Annotated in this window: 24 protein-coding genes; 8 read left to right on the top strand and 16 right to left on the bottom strand. The window is 64.6% G+C overall.

Going from position 1 to position 25,243, the window contains the following annotated elements; genetic code table 11:
- Positions 1–178 precede the first annotated feature (178 nt).
- From JN280_RS22670 to JN280_RS22660, 3 genes are all read right to left on the bottom strand, one after another.
- Positions 179–622 carry a transposase gene (locus JN280_RS22670; RefSeq protein WP_202305489.1) on the bottom strand — a complete coding sequence of 148 codons (444 nt, stop codon included), beginning with the start codon at positions 620–622 and terminating at the stop codon, positions 179–181.
- Positions 623–1,162: 540 nt separating this feature from the next.
- Positions 1,163–2,536 carry a PleD family two-component system response regulator gene (locus tag JN280_RS22665; protein ID WP_202305472.1) on the bottom strand — a complete coding sequence of 458 codons (1,374 nt, stop codon included), beginning with the start codon at positions 2,534–2,536 and terminating at the stop codon, positions 1,163–1,165.
- A 31-nt stretch (positions 2,537–2,567) separates the two neighbouring features.
- Positions 2,568–2,924 (bottom strand): response regulator, encoded by a 357-nt coding sequence (locus JN280_RS22660; protein ID WP_342215992.1) that lies wholly within the window; start codon positions 2,922–2,924, stop codon positions 2,568–2,570.
- Between the two features lie 262 nt (positions 2,925–3,186).
- Between JN280_RS22660 and JN280_RS22655 the strand changes: the two genes are divergently transcribed.
- Together JN280_RS22655 and JN280_RS22650 are read left to right on the top strand one after the other, a co-directional pair.
- A complete protein-coding gene (locus tag JN280_RS22655) occupies positions 3,187–3,486 on the top strand; it encodes a DUF3572 domain-containing protein (RefSeq protein WP_244741909.1) in 300 nt (99 codons plus the stop codon).
- On the top strand, positions 3,483–4,136 hold the full coding sequence (locus JN280_RS22650) for a hypothetical protein (protein WP_202305468.1): 654 nt from the start codon (positions 3,483–3,485) through the stop codon (positions 4,134–4,136). Before JN280_RS22655 ends, JN280_RS22650 begins: the two co-directional genes overlap by 4 nt.
- Before the next feature lie 40 nt (positions 4,137–4,176).
- Here JN280_RS22650 and JN280_RS22645 read toward each other — a convergent pair whose 3' ends face one another.
- Entirely contained in the window at positions 4,177–4,749 is a 573-nt protein-coding gene (locus JN280_RS22645) for a GNAT family N-acetyltransferase (RefSeq protein WP_202305466.1), read from the bottom strand.
- A gap of 66 nt (positions 4,750–4,815) precedes the next feature.
- Between JN280_RS22645 and JN280_RS22640 the strand changes: the two genes are divergently transcribed.
- Complete coding sequence (locus JN280_RS22640; RefSeq protein ID WP_202305464.1) at positions 4,816–6,144, top strand: DNA polymerase IV; 1,329 nt, start codon at positions 4,816–4,818, stop codon at positions 6,142–6,144.
- Positions 6,145–6,190: 46 nt separating this feature from the next.
- Here the strand turns inward: JN280_RS22640 and JN280_RS22635 are convergent, their stop codons facing one another.
- Positions 6,191–8,149, bottom strand: a complete 1,959-nt coding sequence (locus tag JN280_RS22635) for a hypothetical protein (RefSeq protein WP_202305462.1) — start codon at positions 8,147–8,149, stop codon at positions 6,191–6,193.
- Complete coding sequence (locus JN280_RS22630) at positions 8,149–9,666, bottom strand: NAD(P)H-hydrate dehydratase (RefSeq protein WP_202305460.1); 1,518 nt, start codon at positions 9,664–9,666, stop codon at positions 8,149–8,151. The genes JN280_RS22635 and JN280_RS22630 overlap by 1 nt, the downstream gene beginning before the upstream one ends.
- Positions 9,667–10,014: 348 nt before the next feature.
- Here JN280_RS22630 and JN280_RS22625 point away from each other — a divergent pair, with 348 nt between their 5' ends.
- The 4 genes from JN280_RS22625 (at position 10,015) to JN280_RS22610 (ending at position 14,348) form a co-directional block, all read left to right on the top strand.
- Positions 10,015–10,353, top strand: a complete 339-nt coding sequence (locus tag JN280_RS22625; RefSeq protein WP_202305458.1) for a P-II family nitrogen regulator — start codon at positions 10,015–10,017, stop codon at positions 10,351–10,353.
- A 55-nt stretch (positions 10,354–10,408) separates the two neighbouring features.
- Entirely contained in the window at positions 10,409–11,818 is a 1,410-nt protein-coding gene (gene glnA / locus JN280_RS22620; RefSeq protein ID WP_202305456.1) for a type I glutamate--ammonia ligase, read from the top strand.
- Between the two features lie 123 nt (positions 11,819–11,941).
- Entirely contained in the window at positions 11,942–12,367 is a 426-nt protein-coding gene (locus tag JN280_RS40015) for a DUF4212 domain-containing protein (RefSeq protein WP_274609025.1), read from the top strand.
- 13 nt (positions 12,368–12,380) lie between these two features.
- Complete coding sequence (locus JN280_RS22610) at positions 12,381–14,348, top strand: VC_2705 family sodium/solute symporter (protein ID WP_202305444.1); 1,968 nt, start codon at positions 12,381–12,383, stop codon at positions 14,346–14,348.
- A 34-nt stretch (positions 14,349–14,382) separates the two neighbouring features.
- Here JN280_RS22610 and JN280_RS22605 read toward each other — a convergent pair whose 3' ends face one another.
- Genes JN280_RS22605 through JN280_RS22595 form a run of 3 tightly spaced genes read right to left on the bottom strand, consistent with a single transcriptional unit; the run spans position 14,383 to position 17,070 of the window.
- The gene (locus tag JN280_RS22605) at positions 14,383–15,171 is read right to left on the bottom strand and encodes an ATP12 family chaperone protein (protein ID WP_202305443.1); all 789 of its coding nucleotides are present in this window, start codon (positions 15,169–15,171) and stop codon (positions 14,383–14,385) included.
- A 1-nt stretch (position 15,172) separates the two neighbouring features.
- A complete protein-coding gene (locus JN280_RS22600; protein WP_244741903.1) occupies positions 15,173–16,090 on the bottom strand; it encodes a DMT family transporter in 918 nt (305 codons plus the stop codon).
- Positions 16,087–17,070 (bottom strand): RluA family pseudouridine synthase, encoded by a 984-nt coding sequence (locus tag JN280_RS22595; protein WP_202305442.1) that lies wholly within the window; start codon positions 17,068–17,070, stop codon positions 16,087–16,089. Before JN280_RS22595 ends, JN280_RS22600 begins: the two co-directional genes overlap by 4 nt.
- A 388-nt stretch (positions 17,071–17,458) precedes the next feature.
- Between JN280_RS22595 and JN280_RS22590 the strand changes: the two genes are divergently transcribed.
- Positions 17,459–17,830, top strand: coding sequence for a DCC1-like thiol-disulfide oxidoreductase family protein (locus JN280_RS22590; protein ID WP_202305441.1), 372 nt, complete (start codon positions 17,459–17,461; stop codon positions 17,828–17,830).
- Positions 17,831–17,842: 12 nt separating this feature from the next.
- Here the strand turns inward: JN280_RS22590 and JN280_RS22585 are convergent, their stop codons facing one another.
- From JN280_RS22585 to rpsK, 7 genes are all read right to left on the bottom strand, one after another.
- The gene (locus JN280_RS22585; protein WP_202305440.1) at positions 17,843–18,676 is read right to left on the bottom strand and encodes an aspartyl/asparaginyl beta-hydroxylase domain-containing protein; all 834 of its coding nucleotides are present in this window, start codon (positions 18,674–18,676) and stop codon (positions 17,843–17,845) included.
- A 155-nt stretch (positions 18,677–18,831) separates the two neighbouring features.
- A complete protein-coding gene (locus JN280_RS22580; protein ID WP_202305439.1) occupies positions 18,832–20,145 on the bottom strand; it encodes a replication-associated recombination protein A in 1,314 nt (437 codons plus the stop codon).
- A 9-nt stretch (positions 20,146–20,154) separates the two neighbouring features.
- The gene (locus JN280_RS22575) at positions 20,155–21,645 is read right to left on the bottom strand and encodes a DegQ family serine endoprotease (protein WP_202305438.1); all 1,491 of its coding nucleotides are present in this window, start codon (positions 21,643–21,645) and stop codon (positions 20,155–20,157) included.
- 99 nt (positions 21,646–21,744) lie between these two features.
- Entirely contained in the window at positions 21,745–22,869 is a 1,125-nt protein-coding gene (locus tag JN280_RS22570) for a 2OG-Fe(II) oxygenase (RefSeq protein ID WP_202305437.1), read from the bottom strand.
- A gap of 198 nt (positions 22,870–23,067) precedes the next feature.
- Positions 23,068–23,499 (bottom strand): 50S ribosomal protein L17, encoded by a 432-nt coding sequence (gene rplQ, locus JN280_RS22565; RefSeq protein ID WP_202305435.1) that lies wholly within the window; start codon positions 23,497–23,499, stop codon positions 23,068–23,070.
- Between the two features lie 159 nt (positions 23,500–23,658).
- Positions 23,659–24,669, bottom strand: coding sequence for a DNA-directed RNA polymerase subunit alpha (locus tag JN280_RS22560; RefSeq protein WP_202305433.1), 1,011 nt, complete (start codon positions 24,667–24,669; stop codon positions 23,659–23,661).
- A 99-nt stretch (positions 24,670–24,768) separates the two neighbouring features.
- A complete protein-coding gene (gene rpsK, locus JN280_RS22555) occupies positions 24,769–25,158 on the bottom strand; it encodes a 30S ribosomal protein S11 (protein ID WP_202305431.1) in 390 nt (129 codons plus the stop codon).
- Positions 25,159–25,243: the final 85 nt, after the last annotated feature.

Raw genomic sequence — 25,243 nt, 5'->3', positions numbered from 1 at the left:
GGCGGCGTTTTTTCATCTGAAGCTATCGTTTCTATTATCGTCACCGCATTCCAGCATAACGACAACCATAACCGGACTTGTTGCCGAAAATGACGATATGGCGTGTTGAATCCGGTGTGTGACGGCGGATCGAAAGGTCTATTTCGCACTTGCGATAAAATTTTTGTGCATTGCAGAATCAGTTCGGTCTAGGTAAGTGTCTGGGTGTCGGCCATCTACTCCTCCCAGATGCGATGCCGGCACAGCGAATGCGGTGCACCTCCTCCCGCACTGCATTTGAAATCAGAGCCCGCTGCCACCTCCTCCCGGCAGCGGGCTTTTTCGTTGGCGTGACCGCGCTCTTGTGCCGCGCGTAGATGATGCCGGCGTAGTGCGGTGCACCTTCGCGCAAAGCGCGGCGCAGGCCATCGCTGTCCACCGGCGTGAAGATCAGATGCACATGGTTCGGCATGAGGCACCGGCCCCGGATCGCCACGCAGACAGCGGCGCAATGCACCACCAGCAGGTCGCGACAAGGCGTGTAGTCGCCATCTGACAAGAACACCCTTGCGCGGCCGTTGCCGCGTTGGGTGACATGATGCGACAGACCGGCAACGACGATGCGTGCGATGCGAGCCGTCACCGGATGCCAAGCGCCGTAGGGCCCGCGAATACAGCGCGCACTGTCACCGTGATCGTGTCACCATAGTCAAACCGACCTGCCAGAAATACCCAGTCTTCTTCTGTCGCGACGACACGGGTCCGCGAGCAATCGACCGCCGACGCGTGACCATCGAAGAATTCGTCAGCGAGATCAGCCCCTCAAGACCCCTTTGGGTAGCGAAACCCTGGCAGCGTTCGAGCTGAAGCGATGAATTGCCGCAACCCCGAAGGGGGCCGGTCGGCAGTCTGGCAGCGGTACGAGGAGGCCACTATGCGCCAGCGCCGGCCGGCCGACCCCACGGACCCAGGAGATGCGGCGGACCTGAGCATCATGGGGTGTCGAACAACGGACCGGATTTCGCCCTCGCACCCGGCCCGTCGTCTTTCTTGAAAATGACATTTGCGCAAGAGCGCTTGAAAATCAACCGTTTCTTAACCAACCGCCAGCGAATCGCTGCGATTAAGGTAAACGGCGCTCGACATCCGGACCCGAATCGAGGTCGCGACTCTGCGCTCCCGGTCAGGCCGCCTTGGCGACCACGCGGTTGCGCCCGCCCCTCTTGGCCTCGTAGAGCGCCACGTCGGCACGCTTGATCAGAGCCTCGACGCTGTCAGGCGGATACTTCACGCAGGAGACGCCGACGCTGATGGTGATGCTGACGGAAATCCCTTCCCGACCGACGATGAAAGGTGTGCGCTCGATCTCGGCGCGGATTCGTTCGGCCACCCTCTCGGCGTCATGTCCCTCCGTGTCGGGCAGCACGACAAGGAACTCCTCGCCGCCATAGCGACAGGCAAGGTCGATCCCCCGCACGTTACGTCGCAGCCGCTTGGCGAATTCGCGCAGCACGTCGTCGCCGCCGTCATGGCCATAGGTGTCGTTGACCGTCTTGAAGCGGTCGAGATCCGTGATCATCACCGACAGCGGCCGCTCGCGCGTCACCGCGCGGTTGAACAGGGTCTCCAGATGGTTGTCGAGATAACGGCGATTGTGCAGCCCGGTCAGCGCGTCCGTCACGGCCATCTCGATCGTATGGGTGACGCTCGCCCGGAGCTGGTCGTTGTAGCGCTTGCGCCGCACCTGGGTCCGCAGCCGTGCGATCAGTTCCTGCTGATCGATCGGCCGCACCAGATAGTCGTTGATGCCGAGCTCCAGACCGCGGATGACCCTGGCCTCCTCGCCCTCCTCCGCGATCAGCACGATCGGCACGAAACGCGTGCGGTCGAGCGAGCGCAGCTGCGAGCAGAGACGCAGCGGATCGAATTCGGAGAAAGCGGTCGACACGATGACGCATTCATAGCCGGCTTCCGCCGCCTTGAAGAAACCGGCCTGCGGGTCGGTCGCCACGTCGAGCGTCATGGTCTGCGCCAGCATAGCCTCGATCTGCCGGCACGAAGCCTCGCGCTCGTCGATCAGGAGCACCTTCGGCCGGGAGTCGTCGGCCACGCCGCGCCGGCTCAGCATCTCCTCGATGCCGATATTGCGCGTGGTGGCGGCGCGCAGGCGCAGCTCGTCCGTCAGCATCTTGAGGCGCACCAGGCTCTTGACCCGCGTCATCAGTTGCAGGTCGTTGACCGGCTTGGTGAGGAAATCGTCGGCGCCGGCCTCCAATCCGCGCACGCGGTCGGCGGTCTGGCCAAGTGCTGTGATCATCACCACGGGAATATGGGCCGTCGAAGGGTCGTCCTTGAGCCGGCGGCATACCTCGAAGCCGTCCATCCCGGGCATCATGACATCGAGGAGCACCACGTCGACCTTGCCGCCCTCACAGATCTCGAGCGCCTCCCGCCCGCTGGTTGCAGTCAGCACATCGAAATACTCCGCCAGCAGCCGGACCTCCAGCAGCTTCACATTGGCGGGCACGTCGTCAACGACGAGGATGCGGGCGGTCATGCACGGCTCCGGGCGAAAGTGGCGGGGCGCATCATGCGTCGCCCAGATAGGATTTGATGGTCTCGATGAAGCGCGGTACGGAGATCGGCTTCGATATATAGGCCTCGCACCCGCCCTGGCGGATGCGCTCCTCGTCCCCCTTCATGGCAAAAGCGGTGACGGCGATGACAGGGATGACATGCAGATCGCTGTCTTCCTTCAGCCATTTGGTAACGTCCAGCCCCGAAACCTCAGGCAGTTGAATGTCCATCAGGATGAGATCTGGACGATGGGTGCGGGCAAGCTCCAGCACCTCCAGCCCGTTGCGCGTACGAACCGTCTCGTATCCGCTCGCCTCGATAAGGTCGCGGAAGAGCTTCATGTTGAGCTCGTTGTCCTCGACGATCATAACCTTCTTCGGCATCACTTTTCGCCCTGCCCGGCTGCGGCAATCCTAACCGTCACACCGCGTCGCTTGCCGCGTGCTCCCCCGCAACGGAGCACGAATCCCAGTCTCGACAATAGCGCGAGATGATTGACGAAACGGTAATCCTTCGTGCCCCTCACCGGCCTTCCCTTCGGCCCGCGACCCTGTGACATGCTTGCGGCAACGCGAACGAAACGCTACTTGCGGCATGGAGACTTCCACACCGTCCAAACCGATGCCGCCTGTGACAAGCCGGAAAGTAACACGTCATGACGCCGAGGCAACAGCGATCGCCGCGCTGGGCTTCGTGGCGTCGGACGCCGAACTGATGGGGCGTTTCCTGGCGGTCACGGGGATCGACCCCCAACAGATCCGCGCCGCCGCCGGCGAGCCGGGATTCCTGGCGGGCGTGCTCGACTTCGTGCTTGCGCATGAGCCGACGCTGATGCGTTTCGCCGAGGCGAGCGGACACGACCCCGCGCAGGTGATGGCGGCGCGACGCTTACTTCCGAACGGCGACGAACGCTACGAGACTTCGACATGAGTGACGACCCAGAAACCGCCCGCCAGATCGCCGAGCTGTCGCTCGACGACCGTCCGCTCCTCGTGCTCGACGTCGACGACGTGCTGCTTGAGTTCGTCCGGCCCTTTCCGCTTTATCTCGAAACACGGGGCTTCGAACTGAAGCTCGCCTCGTTCCGGCTGACCGGCAACATCGCCGAACGGGCCAGCGGCCGCATTCCCGAACAGGCGGAGGTCTCTACCCTGATCGATGCCTTCTTCCAGGCGCAGGCTGATTGGCAGACAGTGATCGAGGGTGCTGCCGAGGCCATCGCCGGCCTGTCCGGCAGCGCCGAGGTCGTGCTTCTGACGGCCATGCCGCATCGCCATCGCCAAGCGCGCCGCGCCCATCTGGATGCGCTCGGCCTGGCCTATCCGCTGCTAACCACCGAAATGGCGAAGGGGCCGGCGATCGCCGCCCTGCGCGGCGCCGGGCGACGCCCCGTCGCCTTTGTCGACGACCAGCCGACGAACCTCGCCTCGGCGCAGGAATCGGTCGCCGACGCGTATCTCTTCCATCTGATGGCCGACAATTCGCTGCGCGCGCTTTTGCCTCCGCCGCCTGAGGGAGCGATCGTGGTCGAAGGTTGGCGCGACGCCGGTCCCAGAATCGCCCAGGCGCTCGGCATCTGACGGGGCCCTCAGGGCGCATTCAGCGAGCCTTTATACGCCATCACAGCACGAGCCGCATTAGCGGCCTGCCAGGTTTCCGGCTCGCGGCGGGCAGGAAACCGGCCTTCTCGAAGACGCGCGTGGAGCCGACGAACAGGCCGACCGAGCGCGAATCCTTCGAATGGTCCATCGGGCAGGCCTCCAGCAGGCGTGCGCCGCCGTCGCGGGCAAAGTCGATGCCGGCGGCAACCAAACGGTGCGTAAGACCGCTGCCGCGCGCCTTCGTTCGCACGAAGAAGCAGGAGATCGCCCAGACCGAAGGATCTGTCGCGTGCCCCTCTTCCAGCGGCGCCGAGACGCGGCCCGCATTGTTCCATTCGGGAACGTCGGCGCGCGGCCCGATCTGCATCCAGCCAGCGGCAACGTCGCCGTCAAACGCCAGCAAGCCGGGCGGCGGCCCGGCCTCGATGCGCGCCTTGATGAAATCCTTGTTGCGGCCGCGATCATTGTCGCGGCGGACCGCGGGCGGTAGCCTGAAATGGGTACACCAGCAGCCGTAGCAGGCGCCCTGCTTGCCGAACAGGTCTTCGAATGCCGGCCACAGATCCGGCGTCAGCGGTTTGACAACAGTCATGGCTCTCTTCCTCGCTGGCCGTTGCCCGGCTCGGCGCGGTCGCGTATCATTCGGGATGTTCCCTCTATGTTCTCAACAATGGCAGCTGCTGTCAACAATCCCGAGCATGGTTTTTGCCGCGACTGCCTAGCCCTGCAGCCTGGGGAGACGCATCGCTGCACACGCTGCGGCAGCCCGCGCCTGCTCCGCCATGCCGAACTCTATGGGCTGAACATCGCGCATATCGACTGCGACGCCTTCTATGCGGCGGTCGAGAAACGCGACAATCCCGAGCTCAAGGACAAGCCGCTGATCATCGGCGGCGGCAAGCGCGGTGTCGTGTCGACCGCCTGCTACATTGCCCGCATTCATGGCGTGCGCTCGGCCATGCCTATGTTCAAGGCACTCGAAGCCTGTCCGGAAGCCGTGGTCCTGCGGCCCGACATGGAAAAATATGTGCGTGTCGGCCGCGAGATCCGTGCCATGATGCAGGCGCTCACCCCGCTGGTCGAGCCGCTGTCGATCGACGAGGCGTTCCTCGACCTCGCCGGAACCGAGAAGCTGCATGGCCGCCCGCCGGCGCTGGTGCTCGGCAAGTTCGCCCTCGACGTGGAACGGGAGATCGGCATCAGCGTGTCGGTCGGGCTCTCCTATTGCAAGTTCCTCGCCAAAGTCGCCTCAGACATCCGCAAGCCGCGCGGCTTTGCCGTGATCGGCGAGTCCGAGGCGATGGGTTTCCTGTCGGACCAGCCGGTGACGCTGATCTGGGGCGTCGGCAAGGTGTTCGCCGCGACGCTGGAACGCGACGGCATCCGCCTGGTCGGCCAGTTGCAGAAGATGGAGCGCGGGGAACTGATACGCCGCTATGGCACCATGGGCGACCGGCTCTATCATCTGTCGCGCGGCCAGGACCATCGCGGCGTCCATGCCGACCAAGAGGCCAAGAGCGTTTCGGCGGAAACCACCTTCGACACCGATCTCGCCTCTTCGGAAGATCTCGTGCCGGTGCTACGCGCGCTTTCGGAAAAGGTCTCCTCGCGGCTGAAGAAGGGCGGCATCGCCGGGCGCACGGTCGTGCTCAAGCTGAAGACCCAGGACTTCAAGCTCCGCACCCGCAACCGCCAGCTCGGCGATCCGACCCGACTCGCCGACCGGATCTTCCAGACCGGCCTTCAGCTCCTGAACAAGGAAACCGACGGCACACGCTATCGCCTGCTCGGCATCGGGGTCAGCGATCTGACCGATGCCGACCGAGCCGATCCGCCCGATCTCGTGGACGTCCGGTCGCGCAAGCGCGCCATGGCCGAGGGGGCGATCGACAGCCTCCGGGAGAAGTTCGGCAAGAAGGCCGTCGAAACCGGCTACACATTCGGCAAGGGCGGCAAGGCCCATCCACCTGATCTTCCGGACGAGTGATATCCAGCCTTCGGCAGGGCCTTTCCGCGCGCCGGCGCGTTGCCGTCTATTCCTGGCGGACCTCGCTCCGCCACGGCGTCGCGTGGTTGTCGATGCGCATCTGGAAGATGAAATATGTCGGCGAGCAGAAGCCTATGTCCTTGACCTTCGCGGCGCCTGGCGTACCGGCCGGCAACGACTGACACATGTAATCCTCGCGGCAGTGATGGTCGGCCGAGCATGCCTGCCTGTTGCCGCGATTGACGGCGCCGCCGAGGCATTGGTCGACATCATTGGTCGCGACGCAGAGATCGAAACGCTTGCCGCCGACCAGCCCGCAGATCTCGTTCGGCATCGACTTTCCGGGTCTGAAGCCGGCAAAGTTTCGGTCCCTTTCGTCGCAGCCGCGATAGGCGAGGCCCGCGGGCAAGCCGATCTCGGGCGGGCGGCAGGTATAGCCGGTCCGCGAGATGTACTTGTCGAAGGCCGCGAACTGCCCCGATATCGTCATGCGGTCGTTGAAGGGCGCTTTCGTTTCGGAAGCGATGGTTCCGGCGAGGCAGGGATGGCCGGAGAACATGGCGCCGCTCTTGTCGCCGGAGGGCAAGAGGCATTGGGCAAGCTTCACCCCGACCCCCGAGGCGGAAGCCACCGGCGTGCAGACGGTACCGTCCGCGCATTGCCAGGCCTGGCCGAACCGGCCCGCCTGCTCTGGCATCATGCACGGCATGGCGATCCCTGCCGGCCGGTATTCGACCGCACCGTTCCAATCAGCCGGCGGCGCAAGGGACAGGGGCCGGAACCTGTCGGGCTCGCGCTCCCTGGCAACGGCCGCGACATAGGCCTGACGGCGCGGCAGTTCGGCGCGCAGATGCGGTGATATCCCGACCTCTATGCGGTTCAGCGGCGACGTCGTCTCGTCGTCGAGTCCGATGAAGTGGAAGCCTGCGGTGGAGCCTGCCTGATGGCATCCCTGGCAGGATCCATTGTCCAGCCGTTCGACCAGAGCTTCCGGCGAACGCAGCAGGCGGAGCCCTGAGAAGTCCAGGCCGGAAAAGTCCTCAGGCCCGAACAGCGGCGTGAAAGGACGGTTTGCCAAACGGACGCTGCCGAAGGTCGAGTAGGAGATCGCCTTGCGCGCCAGGAACTCGTCCGGCATGTCATAGACGCCGAGGTCGATTGCCGCGAGATTGCCGCGCAGCCATGCGGCGAGCCGCGCTTTCAGTGCGGCGTCGCCAATAAGTCTCTCTGCATCGGGCGTGTTCTCCAACGGCCTTTCGGTTGCGGTGCCGCCTTCGATGCCGAAGATCCGCATGAGATAGGCGGCCTGGCCGCCGAACTCCGTTTCCTGGCCGGATGGGAAGCGCACCACCTGGGCATTGAGTTCCAACTGTTTGAATGCGAGGCCATCCCGATCGAGGGGGGCTCCGGCGAGCCAGCCGGCATCGACGCTTTCGTCGATCATCGGGCTCCATCGACCGGCCACGCCGGTGCAGCCGCCGTCGGCGTCCGGCCGCGTCGTGTGTACCGCGTTGAAGTTGAAGGGCAGCCGCGAAGCGATCAGCCGGCCCTTCCGCTTGAAGGCGTAAGCCAGCCGATAGATGAAGCGCACCTCGCCGCAGCCTTGCTCCGCACGCAGGGCCGCGAAATCGCGGCGGTCGAGCCGGTTGACGACACCGACGAGCCGGAAGCGCGAGGCGGCTGCCTTGAGCCAGCGCATGTCGATGACGCGCCCCACATTGCGGTCGGTAACTTCGTGAAGTTCCCGGCCGCCTCGTTTCATCTCGGCGCGCAGGTCGCCGACGTCGGCCGCGATTGCGTCGACGATCTGCCGATAGGCCGGGGCCTCGCGATAAAGCGTCTCGAGGTCGTCGGCGGCCCCGTTGCCGAAAACCGCGGCGAAGCCATAGCCTTTGGCCTCGAGCCGAGCCATCAGTTCCGGATCGTCGAGATAGATCAGCGGCTGTCCGGCGCGCGCATCGAGGACGGCGAGGAACAGCGCGAAGAGAGCGGGGATCAATCGCATCAGGACTGTTCCGCCGTCGACGTGACGAGATCCCGCAGGACCGGCAGCAGCGCCAGCGGCAGGTCCTCGGCGATCAGGCCCGGTCCGAAGCGCCGCGCCGCCTCGGCATGCAGCCAGACGGCCGCGCAGGCGGCTTCGAAAGCCGGCATGCCCTGCGCGGCGAGCCCCGCCACGATGCCGGAGAGAACATCGCCGGAACCCGCAGTGGCGAGCAGCGGCGTGCCGTTGGCGTTTATCACGGCGCGCCCGTCCGGCGCCGCGACGACGCTGTCCGGCCCCTTGAAGACGATGATCGCCGCAGCCCGTTTCGCGGCCGCCCTCGCCTTCTCCAGCTTGGACAGCGCCTCGTCCCCGGCGATATCGGCAAAGAGCCGCGCGAATTCCCCCTCATGCGGCGTGAGCACGACGACGGGAGCTCCGGGTCGCCGGGCCGCGGCGAAGAAGGCCGCCGGCTGCCGTGCCAATGACGTCAGCGCGCTAGCATCGACGACGAGCGCGCCTGGCACCCCGGCGGCCGCGTCGATCAGGCCGACCGCGAAGTCAGCGGTAGCGGCGCCCGGGTCGAGGCCAGGCCCGAAGACCAGGGCGTCGGGCCGACGGTCCCTGAGGAAGGCCTTGGCTTCCACCAGCGTATCGGCCTTTCGAAGCATGATCGACGTCAGATGCGCGGCATTCGCGGCCAGCGCGGCGCCGGGGGAGAGCACGGTCACCGCGCCGGAGCCGGCGCGCGCGGCGGCCATCGCCGCCAGCCTTGCCGCGCCGGTCGCCGACGGCCCGCCCGAGAACACGCCGACATGCCCACGGCGATATTTGTGGGCGTCGACATCAGGCACCGGAAACCGCTCGATCCAGAGGTCGGGTCCGTTTTCAAAGCAGCGCGACCCTGCCTTGGCGACGATCGCATCGGATATTCCGATATCGCAAAGCTCGACCTCCCCGCATAGGCAGCGGCCGGGCTGCAGCAGATGGCCGGGCTTCTTTCGCACGAAGGTCACTGTCAGATCGGCCTTGAAGGCCGTCCCCAGCACCTTGCCGGTGTCGCCCGAGACGCCGGAGGGCAGGTCGACGGCAACGACGGCAACGCCGCCTCGGGCGCAAAGCTCGATGGCGCGGGCCTCCGCTCCCTCGACCCGCTTCGACAGCCCTGCTCCGAACAGCGCATCGATCACGATCGTCCCGGTCTCCGGCGCGAATTCGGCGAGCGGCTTCACCTGCGCAGGGCACTCGCCGGCGGCGATCGCCGCATCGCTTCCCGCGCGTGGCGGCGCGTCCGCCCACAGCGTCACCGCCCACCCCGCTTCCAGCAGGAGCCGCGCCACGACATAGCCGTCGCCGCCGTTGTTGCCGGGACCACACAGGATGTGCGCCCGCAACGCCTGCGGGTAGCGCGCGAGAACGCGCCGCGCGATACCGGCCCCGGCGTTGCGCATCAGCGCGATGCCGCTCAAGGGACCGGCGGCGATCGCAGTGCGGTCCGTCTCCGTCATCTCTCGCGATGTCAGGATCTCGTTCGTCATGCGCCCTTCGCCTGTTTGCCTGACAATAGGGCATCGGACCCGAAAACGCCTATCTGGTTTCTTGAGCAGAATGACCGCTCGCCCCCTTACAGGCTGGAGAGATGCCTGCCCGCCTGAAATGCAGCTTGCCTAAGATTTATGCAATTGTGTGCGGGCGCTTTTTCGACCAAGGTGCAGCCGTCTCGCCGCTGCTGCAAAAGGCGGCAGTGCAAAGCTCACTTTTTCGCGGCACCGGCAAAAAATCACGTCCTGCGACCCCGGTCGGCCGAACTGGCACGGTTCATGCTTAAGACAGGCGGAAGCGGGGTTCTACAACCCGTTCTGACCCCTTATGGAGGCCAATTCCGAATGAAAAAGATCGAAGCGATCATCAAGCCATTCAAGCTCGACGAGGTGAAGGAAGCGCTGCAGGAAGTCGGCCTGCAGGGCATCACCGTCACCGAAGCGAAAGGCTTCGGACGGCAGAAGGGACACACCGAGCTTTATCGGGGTGCCGAATATGTGGTCGACTTCCTGCCCAAGGTGAAGATCGAAGTGGTGCTCGGCGACGATTCCGTCGAGGCCGCGATCGAAGCCATCCGCAAGGCCGCACAGACCGGCCGCATCGGCGACGGCAAGATCTTTGTCTCGAACATCGAGGAAGTGGTCCGCATCCGCACGGGAGAAACCGGCATCGACGCGATCTGATCGCACCGGCCGGGCCAGTTATTTTGTTCAAACGTCATCACGATAGGAAAATGACATGACGACAGCCAAAGACATCATGAAGCAGATAAAGGACAACGACGTGAAATTCGTCGACCTGCGCTTCACCGATCCCAAGGGCAAGCTGCAGCACGTCACCATGGATGTCTCCGAGGTCGAGGAAGACATGTTCGCCGACGGCGTGATGTTCGACGGCTCCTCGATCGCTGGCTGGAAGGCCATCAACGAATCCGACATGGTGCTGATGCCGGATCCGGATACGGTCCATATGGACCCGTTCTTTGCGCAGTCGACGATGGTCATCCTGTGCGACATTCTCGATCCCGTCTCGGGCGAAGCCTATAACCGCGACCCGCGCGGTACGGCCAAGAAGGCCGAAGCCTATCTCAGGGCGGAAGGCATCGGGGACACGATCTATGTCGGCCCGGAAGCCGAATTCTTCGTGTTCGACGACGTCAAATACAAGGCCGATCCCTACAACACCGGCTTCAAGCTCGACTCCACCGAGCTGCCGTCGAACGACGACACCGATTACGAGACCGGCAATATGGGTCACCGGCCGCGTATCAAGGGCGGTTACTTCCCGGTTCCTCCGGTCGACAGCTGCCAGGACATGCGCTCCGAGATGCTGACGGTGCTCGCCGAGATGGGCGTACGGGTCGAGAAGCATCACCATGAGGTGGCCGCCGCCCAGCACGAGCTCGGCATCAAGTTCGACGCCCTGGTGCGCAATGCCGACAAGATGCTGATCTACAAGTATGTCGTGCATCAGGTCGCCAATGCCTACGGCAAGACCGCGACCTTCATGCCCAAGCCGGTCTTCGGCGACAACGGCTCCGGCATGCACGTCCATATGTCGATCTGGAAGGACGGCAAGCCGACCTTTGCCGGCAACGAATATGCCGGTCTTTCCGAGACCTGCCTGTTCTTCATCGGCGGCATCATCAAGCATGCCAAGGCGATCAACGCCTTCACCAACCCGCTGACCAACTCCTACAAGCGTCTGGTTCCGGGTTACGAAGCCCCGGTGCTGCTCGCCTATTCGGCGCGCAACCGCTCGGCTTCCTGCCGCATCCCCTTCGGTTCGTCGCCGAAGTCGAAGCGTGTCGAGGTCCGCTTCCCCGATCCGGGCGCGAACCCCTATCTCGCTTTCGCCGCCATGCTGATGGCCGGCCTCGACGGCATCAAGAACAAGATCCACCCCGGCCAGCCGATGGACAAGGATCTCTACGACCTGCCGCCGAAGGAACTGAAGAAGATCCCGACCGTCTGCGGTTCGCTGCGCGAGGCGCTTCAGAGCCTCGACAAGGATCGCGGCTTCCTGAAGGCCGGCGGCGTCTTCGACGACGACCAGATCGATTCCTTCATCGAGCTGAAGATGGCCGAGGTCATGCGTTTCGAGATGACCCCGCACCCGGTCGAGTACGACATGTACTACTCGGTCTGAAGGCTACCTCGACCTAGGAAAGACCCCGGCCATCGCGCCGGGGTTTTTTGTCTGTGCAAGCTGCCGGGTTCAGATCACGCGAAAGTTCACGACAGCCAGATTACCTTTTGATAAATATGGATATTGCCGCTTTCAGCGAGACATTCAGTCTCGCTTGACTATCGAGGCGATGGATTCCGGCGCACGACAGGCGACAGCCATTCCGGTGCCGCTCCCTCGCCGACATGGTATCACTGGGCTGGTCTCGCGAGTCGCCGCCGTCCAGAAGGTCGAAGCTCTTCCCGACGGCACGACGGAACGGGACATGCGGAAAAGGGGGACCGTCATGGCAGCGTCGGACCGCAGCGCATACTGGCAACGCAGCCGAGGCTTGGCGCTGGTCGTCGTGGCTGCATCGTCCTTGCACCGCGGCTCGACCGGGTCGTCATGCCGGGTTTTGCGCTTGCCTTCCACATGACCGTTCAGAGCCTGTCGCTCATCTTCGTCGTATCGTTGTTCTGGTTCGCGGATAGTCAGGCTTCGATCGACGAGAAGCACGGTGTGGACTGAAAGGAGCAAGAAATTGGGCGATCGCCGCGGCTCAAGCGACAAGATCAATGGCGCTTTCCTGCTCTATTGTGTGGGCTTCGTCTCCCTCGCGCTTTTGCTGGCCTTGCTCGGCGCGATCGGTCTGCCGGACCGCGTCGTCGGCCCTTTGCTGATCGGTTCCACGCTCCTGGCCTTCGCCGTGATCGGCCTCGCCAACGGCACTATGCAGGCAGGCGATTTCTTTGTCGCGGGGCGCAGGATACCGGCCGTCTACAACGGCATGGCGACCGCCGCCGGCTGGTTGGCTGCCGGCGGCTTCCTGGGCCTCGCCGCTTCGTTTTACCTGCTCGGCCGGGACGGTCTCGTCCTGATGCTCGGCTGGGCGGCAGGCTTCGTGCTCGCCGCCGCCCTGCTGGTGCCTTATCTTCGCAAATCAGGCGCAGTTACCGTTCCCGACTTCCTTGCCGCCCGCTATGGCGGCAATCCGGCACGGCTGGTCGGTGTCGTCGTGCTCCTCTGCTGCTGCTTCCTGCTTGCGGCGGCGCAGCTTCACGCCGCCGGCCTCGTCGCAGGGCTCGTGCTCGGCATGGATGCCGATGTCGCGATCTATGCCGGGCTGGGCGTCGTGCTCTCCTGCACGATGTTCGGCGGGATGCGGGCCCTGACCTGGACCCAGGTCGCGCAATATGTCGTGCTCGCCCTCGCCTACCTCGTGCCGGCGATCTGGATGTCGACCGCGAAGACGGGCAACCCGGTGCCGTATTTCGCTTATGGCGAGGCGCTCCGGCAGATCGGGTTGATGGAGGCCGCACAGCCGGTCGTGCAAGGACCATTCGGGCCGCCGGGCCACGACGCGAAAAACTTCCTGCTGCCGGTCATTTGCCTCGCTGTCGGAACAGCATCAATGCCGCATCTTCTGATGCGCAGCTTCACGACGCCTTCGGTCAGCGCTGCCCGCTTCTCGGCCGCCTGGGCACTGCTGTTCGTCCTCCTCATCTGTGCCGCCGCGCCGGCCTACGCCGCCTTCGCCAGATGGGCGCTGCTCGAACTCGTCGCTTCGGGACTCACGCCGGACAACCTGCCCGCCAAGGCGGCCTGGCTGATGCGGTGGGCGTCGATCGATCCTAGCCTCGTCGAGATCTGCGGAAACCCGGCCACAGACGCGGCCGCGGTCGTCATAGCCTGCGCCGAGCGGGGCGTCTCGACGATCGGCCCGGGCGACATCAGGCTCGCTCCCGGCATGATCGTTCTGGCCATGCCTGATATGGTCGGCATGCCCTATGTCGTTTCGGCGCTGGTCGGGGCCGGCGCGCTTGCCGCTACTCTCGCCGCGGCCGGCGGCCTGCTCCTGGCCATCGGCAACACGCTCGGGCATGACGTCTATCACAAGATGATCGACCGCGAGGCATCCCCCGACCGCCGGGTGGTCGTCTCGCGGGTCATGCTGCTGGCCGCCGCCGTTCTCGCCGCACACACCGCTTCGAGCCGTCCGTCGGACGTGGTGTCGCTTGTTTCCTGGGGCTCCTCGCTTGCGGCGTCTGGCCTGTTTCCCGCCCTGGTGCTCGGCATCTGGTGGAAGCGTGCGACGACCGCAGGGGCCGTAGCCGGCATGGTCGTCGGTTTCGGCGTCTGCCTCTATTATCTGTTCGCCACGCACTACGGAGCGGTCGGCTTCTACGAAATATGGAGCAGCTTCTCCTCCGCCTCACCGGAGGCGGCGGCGGAGTTCTCCCGGTTGAAGGCGGTCTGGCTAGCGGCTGCCGGCGACGCGAAGGCTGCGGCCCGGGTCGCGCTTAACGAGCATGCCCGGACAATCGCCGACTGGTGGGGGGTGAAAAGCCTTTCGGCCGCCGCCTTCGGAGCGCCGGCCGGCCTGCTGACGATCGTGATCGTGTCCGTGGTGACCCGCGGGCCATCGGCCGAGGTCGAAGGCTTCATCGACGCGATCCGCACTCCGGACGACGGCGCCGTGCTTGATCCGAACGGCCTTTACAACCGCTGAGACAGGTCAGACCGCCGCCTCTTTGAAACGCCGATCATGCAAGCGCTTCAAGCAGATCGGCAGCCGCGATGAAGTCACGCTTGCGGCTCGCGCGGCGGGCGGCAGCCTCGAAGTCCTCGCCCCACTGCTCCGCGTTCCAATCCTCATCCACGTGCGCGGCCAGCCAGCCGGCCTCGACATCCAGATACCCGGCCTCGACCGCCAGCGCCAGCAGCGCCGAACCGGTGATCGACGTCATCACGTGAAGGGCGGCCAGCTTCAGCGGTTGCTCGCGCTGCCGCAGGTGGATGCCGACCGCCGCTATCGACTCGCGCGGCTGCTCGACATGCATCACGCCCTCGGCCAGGAAGAAGCGCGCACCCAGGCGGCTCCGCGCCCAGTCGAGCACCGGATCCCAGGCTTCGGCCTGCCGCTCGACCAGCCTCTCTGGCCCGTCGGCCCGATAGCAGAGAAGGTCCGACGAACTGAAGCGCAATATATCCTCCAGCACCGCCTGAGGATCGGTCGCGACACCGTCGATGGCCGTGTTGACCAGCCGCATGACCGGCATCGTGACGGGATCGATGCTCGCGCCCTGGGCGGAGAACTCGTCGGCAACGAGTTTCACCGCACGCTCGGTCGGAAGGAGCAGCATAGCCTTGCCGGGTGTACGCACAGGCTTGCCGTCGAGATGGACGGCAAAACCCTCGGGCCCTTCCCACACGTCGACCCTCTCATAGAACCGCTTGGCGAGCGGGTTCCTCATCTGGTTCTGGGCACGCTTCACAGGGTCGGGGTCGGACAGGTGATTCCCGGCCTCAAGGTCGCTCAACAGATCGCGCATCTCATGCCTCCTTCGGCCGCTGCGGCCGATTGACGATCGCCAGCCCGGCTGCGATCAGGCCGAGCGCCAGGAACAGCCTGCCGGTCAGCGGCTCGCCGAGCAGCAGCCCGCCCAGCAGAACACCGAATGCCGGCGTCAGGAAGGCGAAGCTCGACAGGCCCGCGGCCGGATAGCGCCGCATCAGCCAGAACCAGAGGATATAGGTGAAGGCGACCACGTAGACAGCCTGGAACAGCAGCGCCGCGGTGGCGAGCGACGACACGTCGCGCAGCACCGGGCCAGCGAGCGGAACGAGCGGCAGGATCACAACGGCCGAAACCGCGAGCTGATAGAGCAGCATCTTTTCCGCGCTCGCGCGCCCGAGCCTGGTGGCCTTGATGACGATTGTGGTGGCGGCCCAGAAGATGCCCGCCGCGAGGCTCATAAGGTCGCCCTTGATCGCTTCCGGGCCCGGCAGGCTGAGTTCGTCGGAAAAGACCACCGCCACGCCGGCGAAGGCGAGCAGCAGCCCAGCCAGCTTGCCGAGCGACATACGTTCTCCGAGCAGGAAATGGCCGCCGACCAGAACCCAGAACGGCATCGCGTTCACCATCAGGGCGCTGCGGGCCACGGTGGTGTAGTCGAGGCCGAGGAAGATCAGCACGAACTCCGCGCCGAACAGCAGCCCGGCCAGCAGCCCGGCCCAGAGCGTGCCGTCGCGTTCGAACAGCGGAATACGGCGCCAGCGGCACCAAAGGAACACGAGGACCGCAGCGATGGCTGAGCGCGCGACGGTGAGGAACACGGGATTGTAGCCGGTGTTGGCGACCTTGCCGGCAACCCAGTTCAGCCCCCAGGAAAAGGTGAGCAGCAGCATAAGCGCGACCGCGGCCGTGTCGATCGCGTCGTGCTGCTCGAGCTTGACGGCGGCGCTGCTCACGCGCCGCGCTCCGCCGCCTCGTCGAAGCCAAGCAGGTTCCAGCTCTGGCGCATATGCGGCGGCAGGGGTGCTGTCACGTCGACGACGCCCGCATCGGGGTGAGGAATGATGATGCGCCGGGCATGGAGATGGAGCCGATTCTGGATTCCGCCGGGGAACTCCCAGTTGGTGTCGGCCTCGAAATATTTGGGATCGCCGATGATCGGACAGCCGATATGGGCGGCGTGCACGCGCAATTGATGCGTTCGTCCCGTATAGGGCTCCATCTCGAGCCAGGAGAGCGACTGGCCGGCCTGTTCGACGACGCGATAGAAGGACACGGCGTGATCGGCGCCGTCCTCGCCATGCCTGGCGATCCGCATGCGGTCGCCGTCGGGGGTCTGGTCTTTTACGAGCCAGGTCGAGATCTTGTCCTCTCGTTTCCTCGGCACGCCCTTCACCAGGGCCCAATAGGTCTTTTTCGTCTCGCGCTCGCGAAAAGCCTCGCCGAGCTTCATCGCGGCGTGCCGGGTACGGGCAATCACGAGCACGCCCGAAGTGTCGCGATCCAACCGGTGCACCAGCCGCGGCTTCTCCCCTTTCTGGTTGCGCCAGGCCTCCAGCATGTCGTCGACGCTGCGCGTGACCCCGGAGCCGCCCTGCACGGCCAACCCCGCCGGCTTGTTGAAGACGAAGACCTTCGGGTCCTCATAGAGCAGCATCTGGGAAAGCACGTCGGCGTCGGGGCGGGACCGCATCGTGCGCGCCGTCAGCGGCGTGGTGTCGCGGCGATCCACTTCGAGAGGCGGGACACGGATCACCTGACCGGGCTGGATGCGCGTATCGGCCTTGGCCCGGCTGCCGTCGACACGGACCTGCCCCGACCGCAAGAGCTTCTGCAGATGCCCGAAGCCCAGTCCCGGATAATGGGTCTTGAACCAGCGGTCGAGCCGCATGCCCGCCTCGCCGGCCTCCACCGTGATCTGTTCGACACCTGCCATTTTCGATGCGTCCGCTCCAAAGCGGCGCTGATAGCATCAGCCGGCGCTTCGCGCGAGCCACAATCCCACAAACAGGGCGAGCAACGAACCGGCAAGGCTGGCCAATGCGTAGGCCAAAGCAGGGAAAGGGAATGCCTTGCTCCCCACAGCACAGCAAATCGAGCGGGAAGGCGGGGCCCTGATCGTCGTGGGCGGGGTTGCAATGGGGCATTCTGGGCAGACCGCACCCGGAATCTGCCGACCGTGCTCACCGCAACATTCTGCCGCGTGAAGCGCCGGCGTATGATCCGATGGGGCAAAGCTTTCAGTCCCGGCCGCCGTGACTCATACACGCCGAGCCTTGCGGTCGGGGCGGCGAACGACGATATCGAAGGGGAATGGGCCCGCGATGAAAACCAACTATCTGCTCTATGACGGCGACTGTCCCGGCTGCAGCGCCTATGTCGCGGTCGCGGCACTGCGAAAGCTTCACCCGTCGTTCCAGGTTCTCGACGCCCGCCACGAGCCGCTGCTCGTCGCGGCAATGCGCAGCCAGGGTTTTGATGTCAACGAGGGGATCATCCTCGACATCGGCGGCAAGATCCACTTCGGCGCGGACGCCGTCCGGATGATGGCCAGACTCGGAAAGGACCACGGCATCGCACGCCGCACGATACTTGTGGCAACAGGCGACGCCTCCTGGTCGGCCTGGCTCTACCCGCGACTCAAACGAGGACGCCGGCGACTGCTCGAACTGCTTGGACGGCCGCCGATCGGTTAACCAGTAGCGGCCTTATTTCGCCGGGCTGGCCTTTGGCTTGCGGGAATCGATCATCTTCCAGTTCTTGTAAAAGATGGCCTTCACATGGGCGACGCCGGCCGAGATGGCCGACAGCAGCATCGACAGCAGCCCTGGCACCGGGGACGGACGGATGACATCGACGAACACGCAATAACGACGCCCGTCATGCTCGTTGACCGAGCGATGCAGCAGCGTGTCGTCGAAGATGAAAAGCGGATTCTCATACCAGTAGTTCTTCACATCGCCGCATTCGATGAAGATCTGGTCCGTCTTCACAGGGATCAGATTGTAGAGTACCCGCAGGGTGAGCCGCAGCGGTCCGAAATGGAACGACGTCGATTCCCGGCCGCTGAACACCGACACGGCGATGGTGCGGATGTATTTGAACTGCTTGGTGAATTCAGGCACGTTGTCGATATGCGGTTTGCCGTACCACTGGTAGACATACATGCCGCGGCGGCCGCTCTCAAAATTGGCGTCGATGTCTGCGATGATTTCCGCCTGCCTGGTCTTGAAGATGTCGAGCACCTCGTCGATCTCGCGGCGATAGTCGTCGGGAAACTGGTCGAGCTTCCACACGCCCCAGTTCTTGTAGGAAACGAGATCGACCAAGAGATTGAAAGGTGACAGGAACCACGTGAACATTCCGTTGCCCAGGAAATAGAGGCTGAACAGCCGCTGGTCCTTGCGGTCGTTGCGCAGGACGTCGATCAGGCCGCACACGATGAACACCGTGGTTATGATCGGGACGAAATAGAATGCGACTGCCAGGACCAGCACGGCGATGCCGATCCTGCGGAAGGCCTTGAGAGACGTCTTGTCCATTTGGACCTCGCGGGAAGATTGAAATAAGTCGGCGATCTCTACGGGACACAGCCGCCAGGCGCCAGCACCCGGCGACTGAATTCTTGGTGAAGCCGGAGCGATCCCCCAAATCGATCGTCGGCAGAATGCTTCGATTTAACCGGCCCCTGGACGCGCTACCCCTCGCTTCGCTCCTTCCTGAGCTTGGCCCAGTAGTCCAGCCTCTTCCTGATTTCCCGCTCGAAGCCGCGGTCGGGCGGGTCGTAGAAGATCTGGCGGCCCATCTTTTCGGGGAAATAATCCTGTCCGGAAAAAGCGTCGGGCTCGTCGTGATCATAGCGATAGCCGGCGCCGTAGGCCTCATCCTTCATCAGCTTGGTCGGCGCGTTGAGAATGTGCTTGGGCGGCAGCAGCGAACCATGCTGCTTGGCTGCGGCGGTCGCCGCCTTGAAGGCAGTGTAGACGGCGTTCGACTTCGGCGCCGTCGCGAGATAGACGGCCGCCTGGGCGAAGGCGAGTTCGCCTTCCGGCGACCCCAGATAATCGTAGGCATCCTTCGCCGCGTTGGCGACGACGAGCGCCTGCGGATCGGCGAGCCCTATATCCTCCACGGCCATGCGCACCAGCCTGCGGCCGAGATAAAGCGGATCCTCGCCGGCGTCGAACATGCGGGCCAGATAATAAAGTGCGGCGTCAGGATCCGAGCCACGCACAGACTTATGCAGCGCCGAGATCAGGTTGTAGTGGCCGTCCTGTCCCTTGTCGTAGATCGGCGCGCGGCGCTGAACCACCTGCTGCAGGGCCGCCGCGTCGAAAACCTCGCCCGGTTTCGCCGCCCGCCATATCTCTTCGGCGAGAGTGAGCGAAGCGCGTCCGTCACCGTCGGCCATGCGGATCAGGACTGCCCGCGCGTCCTCGTCGAGCGGCAGCTTCCGGCCTTCCGTCTCTTCGGCCCGTGCCAGCAGTTTCTCCACGTCTTCCGGCCCGAGCGACTTGAAGACGAGGACACGGGCGCGCGAAAGCAAGGCGGCGTTGAGTTCGAAAGACGGGTTTTCCGTCGTCGCGCCGACCAGCACGACGGTGCCGTCTTCCATGACGGGCAGGAAACTGTCCTGCTGGGCGCGGTTGAAGCGATGGATCTCGTCGACGAAGAGCAGCGTCTGGCGGCCGTTCTGCCGGCGCAGACGAGCCGCCTCGAACACCTTCTTCAGATCGGCGACGCCGGAGAAGATCGCCGAAATCTGCTCGAAGGCGAGCCCGGTCTCACCCGCCAGCAGCCGCGCTACCGTGGTCTTGCCCGTGCCGGGTGGTCCCCAGAAGATCATCGAGCCCAGCGAACCCGACCGGATCAGCCGCGTCAGCGCCCCATCGCCGCCGGTCAGATGCTCCTGGCCAACGACCTCGCCGAGGCTTTTCGGCCGCAGCCGGTCGGCCAGCGGCCGTCCGGGCGGCGCCCGTTCCGGCTGGTCGGAGCTGAAAAGATCGGCCATGGCTTCGGGTCAGTAACGCAGCATCTGGCGCAGTATCTGCCCCTTGCGCTCGATCGTAAACCGCCACCAGCGCGTGTTCACTCCGGCGACCTGACGGAGCTTGTCCGCCGTATCGATCGTCTCGCCATTGATCTCGCGCACGATGTCGCGCGGCATGAAGCCGAAACCGGCCGCCGGCGAGTTGCGGGCAATGTCGATAATGACCACGCCTGTAGTGTCGGTGGCCATGCCCAGGCGCTGGGCCAGCCGCGGCGACAGCGCTGCCACCCTGGCGCCGGCGAACGGGTTGCGGCCCTCGATCGTGAATTCCGTCGTGATCGCACCTTCCGGCGCGCGCTCGAGCGCCACCTCGACGGTTTTGCGGTCGCCCTGGGACAGGATCTCTAGGTTCACCACGTTGCCGATCGCCTGGGTCGCCAGCCGGTAGCCAAGTGCGTCGACATGCTCGATGGCGGCACCGTTGAAGGACAGAACGACATCACCCGGCTTCAATCCGGCGCGAGCGGCCGGCCCGTTCGACGTCACCGACCCGACCAGAGCGCCCGACGGGCGTTCCATGCCCAGCGATTCCGCGATCTGGGCGTCGACCTCCTCGAATGCGGCGCCGATGAAGGGCCGCTCGAAGAAGTCGCTGCCGTTCTTCGCCGACTCCACCACGGCGCGCACCATGTTGGAAGGAATGGCGAAACCGATGCCGATCGACCCCCCGCTGCGACTGTAGATCGCCGTGTTGATGCCGATCATCTGGCCGCCCATGTTGATGAGGGCGCCGCCGGAATTGCCCGGGTTGATGGCCGCGTCGGTCTGGATGAAGAACCCGAAATCCGACACGCCGACATGGGTGCGGGCGAGCGCCGACACGATGCCGCTGGTGGTCGTTTGGCCGACGCCGAACGGATTGCCGATGGCCAGAACGAGATCGCCTACCTCAAGCGCGTCGGAATCGCCGAACGGCACCACCGGGAACGGATCCTTGGCCTCGATCTTGAGCACTGCGAGGTCGAGTTGCTCGTCCTTGAGCAAGACCTTGCTTGCGAATTCGCGCCCATCCGACGTCGCAACCTTCACCTCGTCGGCGTCGCGGATCACATGGAAATTGGTGACCACGATGCCCGACGGGTCCACAAGCACGCCGGAGCCAAGCGATGACTGGACACGCGGCGGCATCTGCCCGCCGAAGAAGCGCTCGAAGAAAGGGTCGCCTTCGAAGGGCGAGCGCGCCTGCACCTTGCTCGACGCATAGACATTGACGACAGCAGGCGCCGTGTTCTTGACCAGCGGCGCGAAAGAGAGCTGCATGTCCTCGCGACCGAAGGGGACACGCTTCTCCAGTCCCTCCACTGCCGGGTTGGTGGCGTCTTCCGCGCCACGCAGCATATCGGTCAGGACTTCACTCAGCCCCTCGCCTTTCGGCTCCTCCTGAGCCCATGATCTCACCGCCACGGCCATGGCGGCGAGCCAGATGCCGACAACGACGAACGCCACTCTTCCCGCGCGCATGCGAATCCTTCCGCCTCGTTCGGAGGCTTCTTGTCAAAGGATTGTGCAAAATGAAAGGCGTCGCGCGACGAGGTCAAGGGTGGCGCACGACGCCGGCCGTCACGCCTGCCTGCTGTAAGCGCCGACGCTCTCGTCGAGATATTTGTTGTTCGCCTCGCGGAGCGCCGCCGCGGCATCGTCGTAGAGGAACGGCAGGAATGCGAAACGCTTGCCCCGCGTCACCGGCGAGACGGCATGGAGCAGCGAACAGGAGAAGATCACGGCTCCGCCCACCGGCGGCTTGAACGACCGCGGGCCATACTCCGGAAAGCTCACCTCGCCGCCGTCGAATTCGCTGTTGAGGTTGATCGACACGGCGAAGCGGCGATGCGCGGTGCCCTTGGTGGTGTTGTCCCGGTGGGCGCGGAAATGGCCGCCATTCTCGCTGTCGTAACAGGCGACGATATAGCGCTCCATGCGTGTAGCCTTGAACTGATGCACCTTCTCGATCTCGGGGACGACGCGCCGCACCACTTTCTGCTGGATCAGCTTCTTCAGCGCTTCGTCCTCGATCGTATAGTCGGCCCGGCGCTTGTGCCTGGGATCGACGACCGCGACGGTCTTGCCGTCGACCTCCCGCATGAAACCCGATTCCTCGCCGCCATGCGTTCGATAGAGCCCCATCAGATGCTCACAGAAATCGCGTTCGAAGACATCGGGCAGCACAATGATCGGCGCCTGGACGCTGAAGCCCGCATGCGAGTCGACCGCAGGAAGCCCCTTGAGGAAGCGCGCCACTTCGTGGCGCTCGCTTCCGTCCGGTCGGTTCGGGAAGACGGCGCGCACCCGCGTCGTCGGGTCGAGCACGGCCCAGAGGCGCCGGATCTGAACCGTCCCTCCCGGGGCGGCGTCGACGGGCGCGGCACCATAGAGGCGGCTCACCTTGGCGTCGTAGTCGAGGAAGAAACGAATGCCGGGGAGTTGCTCCTTCAAGCGCCCGCCGGCTTCGTCAGCCGGGTCGACACCGACCCCGAAGAAGCAGACCCTGTCGTCGTCGAAGAGCGCACGTTCCTCCTGCAGGATGCGGAGCATCTGCTGGCCGCCGGCATCGGAGGCCGAGCCGTAGAAGCAAAGCACGATGTAGCGGCCGGCGGCCGTGTCGAAATGATAGGCTGGGCTTGTGGTCGAGCGCTGGGTGAACCACGGCGCGGGATCACCGGCATCGAGTCGACGGTATTCGGGCATATGTTCCCCCGGTCTGCTATCTCACCCGGCGAGTCTTAGCGAAGACCTGGGCTGGTGGAAACAGGCGCGCCGCGGGGTTGTCGCCCGTGTCCAACTGGCCGGCCGCTACCGCATCGGCCCGAAAATCGGTGTGACCCATAGCCAGACGCAAAAAGGGGCCGCGAGGCCCCTTGAGCACTTGAAGACGTTCAACGGTTGTCAGGCCGCGGCGGCTTCCGTGTCGGCGCCTTCGGCCTCGACGCGGGCACGGTCGGCCGCACCCTTGGCCGAGACGTCGCGGTCGACGAACTCGATGACCGCGAGCGGCGCGTTGTCGCCATGGCGGAAGCCGGCTTTCATGATGCGCAGATAACCGCCGTTGCGCTGCGCATAGCGCGGAGCGATCGTGTCGAACAGGCGCTTCACCAGCGGCTCGTTGCCGATCTGGGCGATCGCCTGACGGCGGGCATGCAGGTCGCCACGCTTGCCGAGCGTGACCAGCTTCTCGACGATCGGACGCAGGTCCTTCGCCTTCGGCAGCGTCGTCACGATCTGCTCATGCTCGATGAGCGAGGCGGCGAGATTGGCGAACATCGCTTTGCGGTGGCTTGCACTGCGGGCGAACCGGCGGCCGGCAAATCCGTGACGCATGGCTCTTCTCCTGGTGTTTTGGGCTTGGCGCCCGATGTTTCAATTCGTGAATAGCGAATGGTGAATGGTGAATGGAAGCAGACGATGATCGTCTTTGCGCTCCGGCCGGCCCTTGGGACCATTCACCATTTTACCATTCGCTACCCACCAGTTGCATTCTCAATACTGGTCTTCGTAACGCTTGGCGAGGTCTTCGATGTTCTCCGGCGGCCAATCCGGCACTTCCATGCCGAGATGCAGGCCCATGGCCGCCAGCACTTCCTTGATCTCGTTGAGCGACTTGCGGCCGAAGTTCGGAGTGCGCAGCATCTCCGCCTCGGTCTTCTGGATGAGGTCGCCGATATAGACGATGTTGTCGTTCTTCAGGCAGTTGGCCGAACGAACGGAAAGCTCCAGCTCGTCCACCTTCTTGAGCAGCGCCGGGTTGAAGGCGAGCTCGGTGACCGCCTCGGCGGCGACTTCCTTCTGCGGCTCCTCGAAATTGACGAACAGCCCGAGCTGGTCCTGCAGGATGCGGGCAGCGAATGCCACCGCGTCTTCGCCCGAGACCGAGCCGTTGGTCTCGATCGTCATGGTCAGCTTGTCGTAGTCGAGAACCTGGCCCTCGCGGGTGTTCTCGACCTTGTAGGAGACCTTCTTGACCGGCGAATAGAGACTGTCGACCGGGATGAGCCCGATCGGAGCGTCTTCGGCGCGATTGCGCTCGGCCGGCACATAGCCCTTGCCGGTGTCGACGGTGAACTCCATGCGGATCTCGGCGCCCTCGTCGAGCGTGCAGATCACGTGGTCGGGGTTCAAGATCTCGACATCGCCGACGGTCTGGATATCGCCTGCTACGACTGCACCCGGTCCCTGCTTGCGCACGACCATTCGCTTGGGTCCATCGCCTTCCATGCGGATGGCGATTTCCTTGATATTGAGCACGATGTCGGTCACATCCTCGCGCACGCCGGCGATCGAGGAGAATTCGTGCAGCACGCCGTCGATCTGCACCGCGGTGACAGCGGCGCCGCGCAGCGACGACAGCAGCACACGGCGGAGCGCATTGCCGAGCGTCAGACCGAAGCCGCGCTCCAGCGGCTCAGCGACCAGCATCGTCAGGGTCTTGCCCTTCGACGAGAAGTCGATCTTGTTCGGCTTGATCAGTTCTTGCCAGTTCTTCTGGATCATCTGTTGTCCTTCCGGTTCCCCGCCACCATCCAATCGTGACGGGCGATCTGGAAACATGAAAGAGCGCCCTGGCGGCGCTCCTTCAGTTTGGATGTCGAATTAGACGCGACGCTTCTTGCGCGGCCGGCAGCCATTGTGCGGGATCGGGGTCACGTCACGAATGGACGTGATGGTGAAGCCCGCGGCCTGCAGGGCGCGCAGCGCGGACTCGCGGCCGGAGCCGGGGCCGCAGACCTCGACCTCGAGCATGCGCATGCCGTGCTCCTGCGCCTTCTTGGCGACGTCTTCGGCAGCAACCTGGGCGGCGAAAGGGGTCGACTTGCGCGAGCCCTTGAAGCCCTGGGCACCGGCCGACGACCAGGCGATCGCGTTGCCCTGCGCGTCGGTGATGGTGATCATCGTGTTGTTGAACGTCGAGTTGACGTGGGCGACACCCGACGAAATGTTCTTGCGTTCGCGGCGGCGAACCCGTGTGGCTTCCTTGGCCATGATAGTCCTTCCAGTTGATCTCTACACCGCCGTAGTGCCAGCGGCTACACCTACAGCGAGTAGCGAATAGTGAGTAGCGAGTAGG

Source organism: Mesorhizobium sp. L-8-10 (genome assembly GCF_016756635.1).
Lineage (GTDB): Bacteria > Pseudomonadota > Alphaproteobacteria > Rhizobiales > Rhizobiaceae.
The sequence above is the reverse complement of the archived record's forward strand: the minus strand, read 5'-3'. Positions and strand labels throughout refer to the sequence as shown.

Excerpts from the sequence above, each read along its gene's own strand:
- JN280_RS22650 (WP_202305468.1), top strand. The coding sequence starts at position 3,483 with ATGAGTGACGACCCAGAAACCGCCCGCCAGATCGCCGAGCTGTCGCTC.
- JN280_RS22625 (WP_202305458.1), top strand. The coding sequence starts at position 10,015 with ATGAAAAAGATCGAAGCGATCATCAAGCCATTCAAGCTCGACGAGGTG.
- JN280_RS22585 (WP_202305440.1), bottom strand. The coding sequence starts at position 18,676 with ATGGACAAGACGTCTCTCAAGGCCTTCCGCAGGATCGGCATCGCCGTG.
- glnA (WP_202305456.1), top strand. The coding sequence starts at position 10,409 with ATGACGACAGCCAAAGACATCATGAAGCAGATAAAGGACAACGACGTG.
- JN280_RS22560 (WP_202305433.1), bottom strand. The coding sequence starts at position 24,669 with ATGATCCAGAAGAACTGGCAAGAACTGATCAAGCCGAACAAGATCGAC.
- JN280_RS22590 (WP_202305441.1), top strand. The coding sequence starts at position 17,459 with ATGAAAACCAACTATCTGCTCTATGACGGCGACTGTCCCGGCTGCAGC.
- JN280_RS22640 (WP_202305464.1), top strand. The coding sequence starts at position 4,816 with ATGTTCTCAACAATGGCAGCTGCTGTCAACAATCCCGAGCATGGTTTT.
- JN280_RS22605 (WP_202305443.1), bottom strand. The coding sequence starts at position 15,171 with ATGCGCGATCTGTTGAGCGACCTTGAGGCCGGGAATCACCTGTCCGAC.
- rplQ (WP_202305435.1), bottom strand. The coding sequence starts at position 23,499 with ATGCGTCACGGATTTGCCGGCCGCCGGTTCGCCCGCAGTGCAAGCCAC.
- rpsK (WP_202305431.1), bottom strand. The coding sequence starts at position 25,158 with ATGGCCAAGGAAGCCACACGGGTTCGCCGCCGCGAACGCAAGAACATT.
- JN280_RS22645 (WP_202305466.1), bottom strand. The coding sequence starts at position 4,749 with ATGACTGTTGTCAAACCGCTGACGCCGGATCTGTGGCCGGCATTCGAA.
- JN280_RS22635 (WP_202305462.1), bottom strand. The coding sequence starts at position 8,149 with ATGCGATTGATCCCCGCTCTCTTCGCGCTGTTCCTCGCCGTCCTCGAT.
- JN280_RS22595 (WP_202305442.1), bottom strand. The coding sequence starts at position 17,070 with ATGGCAGGTGTCGAACAGATCACGGTGGAGGCCGGCGAGGCGGGCATG.
- JN280_RS22660 (WP_342215992.1), bottom strand. The coding sequence starts at position 2,924 with ATGATCGTCGAGGACAACGAGCTCAACATGAAGCTCTTCCGCGACCTT.
- JN280_RS22630 (WP_202305460.1), bottom strand. The coding sequence starts at position 9,666 with ATGACGAACGAGATCCTGACATCGCGAGAGATGACGGAGACGGACCGC.
- JN280_RS22580 (WP_202305439.1), bottom strand. The coding sequence starts at position 20,145 with ATGGCCGATCTTTTCAGCTCCGACCAGCCGGAACGGGCGCCGCCCGGA.
- JN280_RS22570 (WP_202305437.1), bottom strand. The coding sequence starts at position 22,869 with ATGCCCGAATACCGTCGACTCGATGCCGGTGATCCCGCGCCGTGGTTC.
- JN280_RS22575 (WP_202305438.1), bottom strand. The coding sequence starts at position 21,645 with ATGCGCGCGGGAAGAGTGGCGTTCGTCGTTGTCGGCATCTGGCTCGCC.
- JN280_RS22665 (WP_202305472.1), bottom strand. The coding sequence starts at position 2,536 with ATGACCGCCCGCATCCTCGTCGTTGACGACGTGCCCGCCAATGTGAAG.